The 6,903-nt window shown below is 74.0% G+C and carries 8 protein-coding genes; 1 reads left to right on the forward strand and 7 read right to left on the reverse strand.

Going from position 1 to position 6,903, the window contains the following annotated elements; genetic code table 11:
* Positions 1–170: 170 nt before the first annotated feature.
* Positions 171–1,079, reverse strand: a complete 909-nt coding sequence (gene dapA / locus ON36_RS17225; RefSeq protein ID WP_043654266.1) for a 4-hydroxy-tetrahydrodipicolinate synthase — start codon at positions 1,077–1,079, stop codon at positions 171–173.
* A gap of 148 nt (positions 1,080–1,227) precedes the next feature.
* Here dapA and ON36_RS17230 point away from each other — a divergent pair, with 148 nt between their 5' ends.
* Entirely contained in the window at positions 1,228–1,680 is a 453-nt protein-coding gene (locus tag ON36_RS17230) for a hypothetical protein (protein ID WP_043654269.1), read from the forward strand.
* Between the two features lie 21 nt (positions 1,681–1,701).
* Here the strand turns inward: ON36_RS17230 and ON36_RS17235 are convergent, their stop codons facing one another.
* The 6 genes from ON36_RS17235 to ON36_RS17260 form a co-directional block, all read right to left on the reverse strand.
* A complete protein-coding gene (locus ON36_RS17235) occupies positions 1,702–2,901 on the reverse strand; it encodes a winged helix-turn-helix domain-containing protein (protein ID WP_043654272.1) in 1,200 nt (399 codons plus the stop codon).
* Positions 2,902–2,948: 47 nt separating this feature from the next.
* The gene (locus ON36_RS17240; protein ID WP_043654275.1) at positions 2,949–3,974 is read right to left on the reverse strand and encodes a DUF8320 family protein; all 1,026 of its coding nucleotides are present in this window, start codon (positions 3,972–3,974) and stop codon (positions 2,949–2,951) included.
* Positions 3,967–5,151: a sensor histidine kinase gene (locus ON36_RS17245; RefSeq protein WP_043654278.1), complete on the reverse strand. Its 1,185-nt coding sequence runs from the start codon at positions 5,149–5,151 to the stop codon at positions 3,967–3,969. The genes ON36_RS17240 and ON36_RS17245 overlap by 8 nt, the downstream gene beginning before the upstream one ends.
* Positions 5,148–5,780 carry a response regulator transcription factor gene (locus ON36_RS17250; protein WP_083885197.1) on the reverse strand — a complete coding sequence of 211 codons (633 nt, stop codon included), beginning with the start codon at positions 5,778–5,780 and terminating at the stop codon, positions 5,148–5,150. The genes ON36_RS17245 and ON36_RS17250 overlap by 4 nt, the downstream gene beginning before the upstream one ends.
* 147 nt (positions 5,781–5,927) lie before the next feature.
* The gene (locus ON36_RS17255; RefSeq protein ID WP_043654283.1) at positions 5,928–6,380 is read right to left on the reverse strand and encodes a flavodoxin family protein; all 453 of its coding nucleotides are present in this window, start codon (positions 6,378–6,380) and stop codon (positions 5,928–5,930) included.
* Between the two features lie 7 nt (positions 6,381–6,387).
* Positions 6,388–6,885 (reverse strand): hypothetical protein, encoded by a 498-nt coding sequence (locus ON36_RS17260; RefSeq protein ID WP_174377580.1) that lies wholly within the window; start codon positions 6,883–6,885, stop codon positions 6,388–6,390.
* Positions 6,886–6,903: the final 18 nt, after the last annotated feature.

The following is a 6,903-nucleotide window of genomic DNA, read 5'->3' on the forward strand; positions in this document are numbered from 1 at the left end:
GACCGAGGTCACCGCCTCGGCCTCGGCGACCAGTTCGGCCTCGGCCACGATCTCAGCCGGCGGCGCGGCCTCCACCGCGGGCGCGGGTTCGGCGCGCACGGGGGCCGGCTCGGGCGCCCCCGCGGGGCGGCTGGCGGCACGGCGTCGGGCCTTGCGGCCCTCGGGTTCTGTCATCGGAGCACTCCCACCGCAGCGAGATCTGCGGCCAGTTCGTCGAGCTGAGCGGTGGACGGCATGAGCTGCGGCAGGCGGGGTTCGCCGACATCGACGCCCAGCAGGCGCAGGCCGCCCTTGGTCATGGCGACGCCGCCGAGCCGCGACATCGCGGCGTAGAGCGGCATCAGCGCGACATTGATCGCGCGGGCGCGCGCGACGTCACCGGCGGCGTGAGCCGAGTGCAGCGCGCGCAGTTGCTCGGGCACCAGATGCCCGATCACACTGATGAATCCGACCGCGCCCACCGACAGCCACGGCAGGTTGAGGCCGTCGTCGCCGGAGTAGAAGTCCAGGCCGGTGCTCGCGATGAGGTCGGCGCCGGCGCACAGGTCACCCTTGGCGTCCTTGACCGCGACGATGTTGCGGTGCTCGGCGAGGCGGCGGATGGTGTCGGTCGCGATCGGTACCACCGATCGCGGTGGAATGTCGTAGAGCGTCACCGGCAGATCGGTGGCGTCGGCCACCGCGGTGAAGTGCGCGAACAGGCCCTCCTGGGTGGGCCGCGAGTAGTACGGCGTCACCACGAGCAGGCCGTGCGCGCCCGCGCCCGCGGCCGCGCGGGCCAGGTGGATCGAGTGGGCGGTGTCGTAGGTGCCCGCACCGGCGATGACGGTGGCGCGGTCGCCGACGGCGTCGACGACGGCGCGCAGCAGATCGGTCTTCTCCGACTCGGTGGTGGTCGGCGATTCCCCGGTGGTGCCGGAGATGGCCAGCAGGTCGACACCGCGGTCGACGAGGCGGGCGGCGAGGGCTACACCGGCGTCGACATCGAGCTTGCCCTCGGCGCTGAAGGGGGTCACCATCGCGACACCGACCGTGCCGGACGCGCGCAGCTCCGCTGGCGTCGATTCACCGTTCGTCATGGTCGGAAAGGCTACCCGGTCACCGGAGCGGGCTCGACACCCTAGCGCCCCTACGGCCTGCCGGTGCGGTTTCGGTGGGACTCCCCTCCCCGGCGATGACGTCGAATCGTGCCTTGAATGACGTCACCTATGGCGTCACACTGATGTCATGGATCTGAACACGCACACCGCCCGCCTGCGCGAGGAACTCGTCGCCGCGGCCGCGCTCGGTGACGAGAAGACGCAGGCCACCGCCGCCGCGCTGGCCGCCGCGGTGGAGAGCTCGAGCCGCCTCGTCCTGCTGGCCGCGCTGTCCGAACTCGCCGGTGAGGTCAGCGCCGCGCTGGGCGACCGGACGGTCACCGTGCGCCTGGACGGCACCGACGCGGTGGTCGACGTGCGCAAGAACACGCCCGAGCCCGGGGCGGACAATCCCTCGTTCGAGGAGATGACCGGCGACATCAGCCGGGTCACCCTGCGCCTGGTCGAACAGCTCAAGTCCCGGGCCGAGGAGGCCGCCGCGCAGAGCAACCAGTCGCTCAACGCCTGGCTGTCGGGCACCGTCAGCGAGGCGCTGCGCAACCAGATGCGCGGGCGGGGATCGGACTGGACCAAGGACTGAGGGTCACAGGGGTCACAGAGCTCACAGCAGCGCCGCCAGGTCGCCCCGCTCCCCCACCACGACCTCGTCGAGCTCGAGCCAGTCGGCCATCTCGCGCAGGGCGCCGGTGAGCGCGGCGGCCGTGGCCGCGGTGGCCTGCCCCGGCTCGGCGAAGGCGCCAGGGACCAGCAGGCGCCCGTTCGCGCGATCGGCGCGCAGATCGACCCGGCCCACCAGCTCGCCGTCGAGCAGGAACGGGAAGACGTAGTAGCCGTACACCCGCTTCGGCTCCGGGGTGTAGATCTCGATCCGGTAGTGGAAACCGAAGATGCGCTCGACGCGCGGGCGGTGGAACACCAGCGGATCGAACGGGCACAGCAGCGCGGCGCCGCTCACCCGGCGCGGGGTGGCCGCCGCCGGATGCAGGTAGGCGGGCGCGTCCCAGCCCTGCACCGTCACCGGCACGAGTTCCCCCGCGTCGACGAGGTCGGCCAGGGCGGGCGCGGCCCGGCGCTTGTGCAGGCGGTAGTAGTCGCGCAGGTCGGCCTCGGTGGCCACGCCCAGCGCCGAGCTCGCCCGGCGCAGCAGCTCGCGCACCGCCTCGTCCTCGGGGACCTCGCGGGCCAGCACGTCGGCGGGGACGACCCGTTCGGTGAGGTCGTAGTGGCGGGTGAAGCCGACGCGGGTCGCCGTGGACAGCTCGCCCGCCGCGAACAGCTGTTCGGCGACGATCTTGGTGTCGGACAGGTTCCACCAGCTGCCCGGCGGGCGCGGCCGGTCCAGCTCGAGGTGGCGTTCGATCTCCCCGGCGCTCGCGGGGCCGACCTCGCGGACCACGTCGAGGATGTCCTTGGCCAGGGTCGGGTTGCGCTCGATCACCCGGCGCGCGTGCGCCCAGCGTCCGTCGGCGTATTCGCCCATGCGCCACCGCATCAGGGCCCAGTCGGCGACCGGGACGAGGGCGGCCTCGTGCGCCCAGTACTCGACCAGCCCGCGGGGCGCGCGTGCCGAGTCGGACCACGCGGCCGAGTCCAGCAGGGCACGGTCGTAGGGGCCGATACGGCTGAACACCGGCGCGTAGTGCGCGCGGACCACCGCCGACACCGAATCCAGTTGCAGCAGGCGCGTTCTGGCGAGCACGTCGAACACCGATCGCCGGGTCGCCCGCGCCGGTCGCCTGCGCCCGAAACCCTGTGCCGCCAGCGCCGTCCGCCGCGCGGCCGCCGCGCCCATCCGCTCCATGCCCGCAGTCTGACAGCAGGGTCCGACAGGTTCGCCCCGCCGCCGGGTCAGCTCGACATCCGCACCGTGCCCGCGGTGTCGATCTCGGTGCGCCGGTCGCCGCCGGGTCCGGTGGCCAGCACGGTCGCCACCCAGCGCCTGCCCGCGGGCAGCACCCGCACGGTGACGTGCCCGCCCTCGGCGGCGGCCAGCTCGGTGGCGGCGGCGCGGATCACGGTGTCGCGCACCGCCGGGGCGACCGCGGCGAAGCCGCCGTCGTCGAGCAGGGTGACCTCCACCCCGCGGGCGCGCGCCGCCCGGGTCGCCCCGCTCAGCGCGGCCGTCGCCAGCTGGGGCGCGCGCAGGGAATCACGAAGTTCCGCCTCGAGCAGGCGGCACTGTTCGCGGCCCTCCGGCCCGAGATCCTCGCCGGCGGCGATGCGGTCGAGCAGCGGCCGGGCGACCCGGTCGAGGCGGGCCAGCTGCCGTGCCCGTTCGGTGTCGGCGGCCAGGATCGCGGCCTCGGCGGCGGCCGCGTGCGAGGCCTGGGCGCGCAGGTCGCGCAGGGTCCGCTGGGCGGGCCGCAGGATGGCGGTGAACACCGTGACCGCGGCGACCGTGGCGATCGGGGTCAGCATCCGGACCAGGCTGCCCGCGGGCCAGCCCGTGAACACGCCCATGGTGCCGATGACGGTCGCCGTGGCCACCACGCCGATCCACGCCGGGACCGCCCGGCCGCGCAGTACCAGCATGGCGAGCACATACGAGGCGGCGTAGGGGGTCCACAGCTGCTGGGCGAAGCCCGAGCGGCCCTGCACCCACGGCACTGTCAGCGCCGCGGCCACCGGCGCCGCGCACATGACCAGCACGGTGGCGGGCCACGGCAGCGGTTCGGCGGGCACCACCAGCACCGCCAGGGTCGCCACGGCGAGCAGCACCAGCGCCGGCAGGGCGTGCCACCACGGCATCAGCTCGAAGTTGACCCGCATGTACATGACCACGGTGGCCTCGAAGATCAGCACGAACAGCCAGGCGGCGCCGCCGCGGAGCCCGAACAGGTCGCGCACCCCGAACCGGAGTTCGCGCTCAGCCATCGCTGCCCCACACCAGCGTCACGGTGGTGCCCTGCCCGGGGCTGGACTCCACGAAGGCCGCGCCGCCCGCCAGCCGGCTCATGCGCCCGCGGATGCTGACCGCCACGCCCATCCGGTCGGCGGGCACGCGCGCCGGATCGAACCCGGCGCCGTCGTCGCGCAGCACGACCCGGATCCCGCCCGCGCCGATGGTCACCGTGACCGCGCGGCGCGCGTCGGCCCCGGCGTGCCGGACGCTGTTGCGCACGGCCTCGGCCAGCGCCGCCCCGAGGACGTGCACCGTCTCGGTCGGGACGGCCAGTTCCGCACCGCGCGGCGGGGCGGCGGCGACCTCGATGTCGGGGCACACCGCGTGGACGGCGTCGCGCAGGGACGCCACCGCCGCGGTCGCGTCGAGCCGGTCGGGGACGGTGGCGACCGCGGCCATGTCCAGCTGGCCGAGGGTGTCCGCGGCCTGGGCACGCAACCGGGGGGTCGCGCGGGTGGTGCGGGCGGCGTCGAGCAGCGTCGACAGCACCGCGTCGTGGATGAGCCCGGCGAACCGGGCCCGCTCCCGCTCGGCCGCGGCGGACGCGGCGAGGGCGGCGGCGGTGGCCCGTTCCTGACCGGTCTCGCGGTCGACGCGTTCGGCGACCGAGCGCGCGTAGGCCACGCACCACAGGAACAGCGCGGTGAGCCCCAGCGCGCGGGTGTAGTCGCCGACGACCGAGGCCGTGGACGACTCCGGCACCACGACCGCGTTGGACGCCGTGGTCACGGCGGTCAGGATCGCGGCGTAGCCGACGGCGACCGGCACCGGCCAGGCGAGGGCGGCGGCCAGCACGCCGAGCACCGCGGCGCGATAGGGCCAGGACGCGAAGGTCCCGCGCATGGTCTCGGTGTAGATCAACGGATTCATCGCCGCGGCGAGCAGGAAGCACACGGCCGCGCCCGCGGCGACGGGCCGGATCCGGTCGAAGGGTCCGCGCCAGGCGGTCAGCGCCAGCGGCACGAACATCGCGAAGGCCAGCGCGACCTGCACGATGGACCACACGGTCAGGCTCTGGCGTACCTGGTTGATCACCTCGGGCGACTCCAGGGCCATGACGATCAGCGCCCCGATCCCCACCGACACCCCGAGCCTGCGCAGGATCTGTTCGCTGGCCGCGTGATTGATGTCGGCGGCGGCGACACTCACGTGCGCGGCGCCCGTTCCGGCACGGGCAGCCAGCCGTCCTCGACCGCGCGCTTGTACAGGTCGGTCTTGGTGGGGGCGGGCCTGCCCGCGTCGGCGTACTTCTGGCGGATGCGGCCGAGGTAGTCGTTGACGGTCTGCTCGGACAGCCCCGTCAGCCGGGCCACCCGCGACGCCTTCTCCCCCGAGGCGTAGAGCATGAGCACCTCCTCCTGGCGCGGGCTGAGCCCGACGTCGGAGAGCTGCGGGTCGCCGTCGATGGCGGCGGCCCAGTCGGTGGTCACGACCTGCTCGCCCGCGGCGGCCTTGCGGACCGCGTCGACGACCACGGCCGCGCTCTCGGACTTGCGGACCACGCCGAGCACCCCGGCGCGGGCGGCCGAACGGACCAGGTAGGCGTTGTCGGCGCCGGTGAACACCAGCACCTCGATGCCGTGCGCACGCAGCGCGTCGACGTTGTCCTGCGGGGTGGAGCCGTCGGGCAGGCGCAGATCGAGCACGACCAGGTCCAGATCGGTACCGCCGGACAGCAGTTCGGCGACGGTGCCCGCGGTCCGGACCAGCGCGAGGTCCGGCTCGCCCGCCAGCATGGCCGCCAGGCCGAGCGCCACCGATTCGTGGTCCTCCACCATCCCGATGCGCCGGGGCGCCCCCACTTCGCTCACGAGTCCATCCGTTCGCTCCACGCGCCGCGAGGTGTTCGCGCCGACTTTGCGTACCGCCCGGATTTTCTACCGCATCCCCCACGCGGGCGGGAGACACCGGAATTCGGGGCGAGCTCAGTCCATCAGACCCGCGGCGACCGTGGCACCCAGTTCCCAGCACCGCTCCAGATCCGGCTTCGCGGGCGGCCCGGACACCACCACGGGCGCGACGGCTTTGACCCAGCCGAGCCCGGTGGTCGCCCGTTCGACGCTCGTCTGCGCCCCCTCGGTGCCCTCGTTGCCGTGCACGTAGAGCCCGTAGGGCCGTCCGGTGGTCGAGTCGAGGCACGGGTAGTAGAACGTGTCGAAGGCGTGCTTGAGCGCCCCGCTCATGTAGCCGAGGTTGGCCGGGGTGCCCAGCAGGTAGCCGTCGGCGGCCAGCACGTCGGAGGCCGTGACGGCCAGCGCCGCGCGCCGCACGACCTCCACGCCCTCGATCTCGGGATCGGTGGCCCCGGCCAGCACGGCCTCGAACATCGCCTGGGTGTGCGGGGACGGGGTGTGGTGGATGATCAGCAACCGGGCCACGGCCGGCCTACTTTCCCTCGCGGTCGAGTTTCTCCAGGGCGACGGCGCGGCGCATGGTCTCGCGGGCCCGGGTGCGGTCGCCCGCGTAGTCGTAGGCGCGGGCCAGGCGGTAGGAGACCCGCCAGTTGTCCGGGTCGGCCTCCCATTCGTCCTTGACCCGGGCGAACAGCGCGTCCGCGGCGTCGCGTTCGATGCGGCCGGACGGGCGGCGCGGCAGGTCGTCGGTGTCGAGCTCCAGCCCCTCGTCGTGGATGCGCCGGGCCAGGTGCTGGTGGTCGAGGGCCGCGCGCACGCTCGACCACACGATCCACACGCCGACGATCGGCAGCAGCAGCATGCCGATGCCGATGCCGATCCCGGCGGGCTTGCCGTCGGCGATGTAGGCCACGGCCAGCCCGCCGAGCCGCACGAAGTAGTAGACCAGCGCCAGCACCAGGAAGGCGATGAGGGCGACGGTCTTGAGGATCTGGGTGTTGGCGCCCGACCGGTCGGCCGCGGCGCTCACAGATCCAGGAACGGGTCG

The sequence above is a fragment of the Nocardia thailandica NBRC 100428 genome (assembly GCF_000308795.1).
Taxonomy (GTDB): domain Bacteria; phylum Actinomycetota; class Actinomycetes; order Mycobacteriales; family Mycobacteriaceae; genus Nocardia; species Nocardia thailandica.

Excerpts from the sequence above, each read along its gene's own strand:
- ON36_RS17235 (WP_043654272.1), bottom strand. The coding sequence starts at position 2,901 with ATGGAGCGGATGGGCGCGGCGGCCGCGCGGCGGACGGCGCTGGCGGCA.
- ON36_RS17230 (WP_043654269.1), top strand. The coding sequence starts at position 1,228 with ATGGATCTGAACACGCACACCGCCCGCCTGCGCGAGGAACTCGTCGCC.
- ON36_RS17250 (WP_083885197.1), bottom strand. The coding sequence starts at position 5,780 with ATGGTGGAGGACCACGAATCGGTGGCGCTCGGCCTGGCGGCCATGCTG.
- dapA (WP_043654266.1), bottom strand. The coding sequence starts at position 1,079 with ATGACGAACGGTGAATCGACGCCAGCGGAGCTGCGCGCGTCCGGCACG.
- ON36_RS17240 (WP_043654275.1), bottom strand. The coding sequence starts at position 3,974 with ATGGCTGAGCGCGAACTCCGGTTCGGGGTGCGCGACCTGTTCGGGCTC.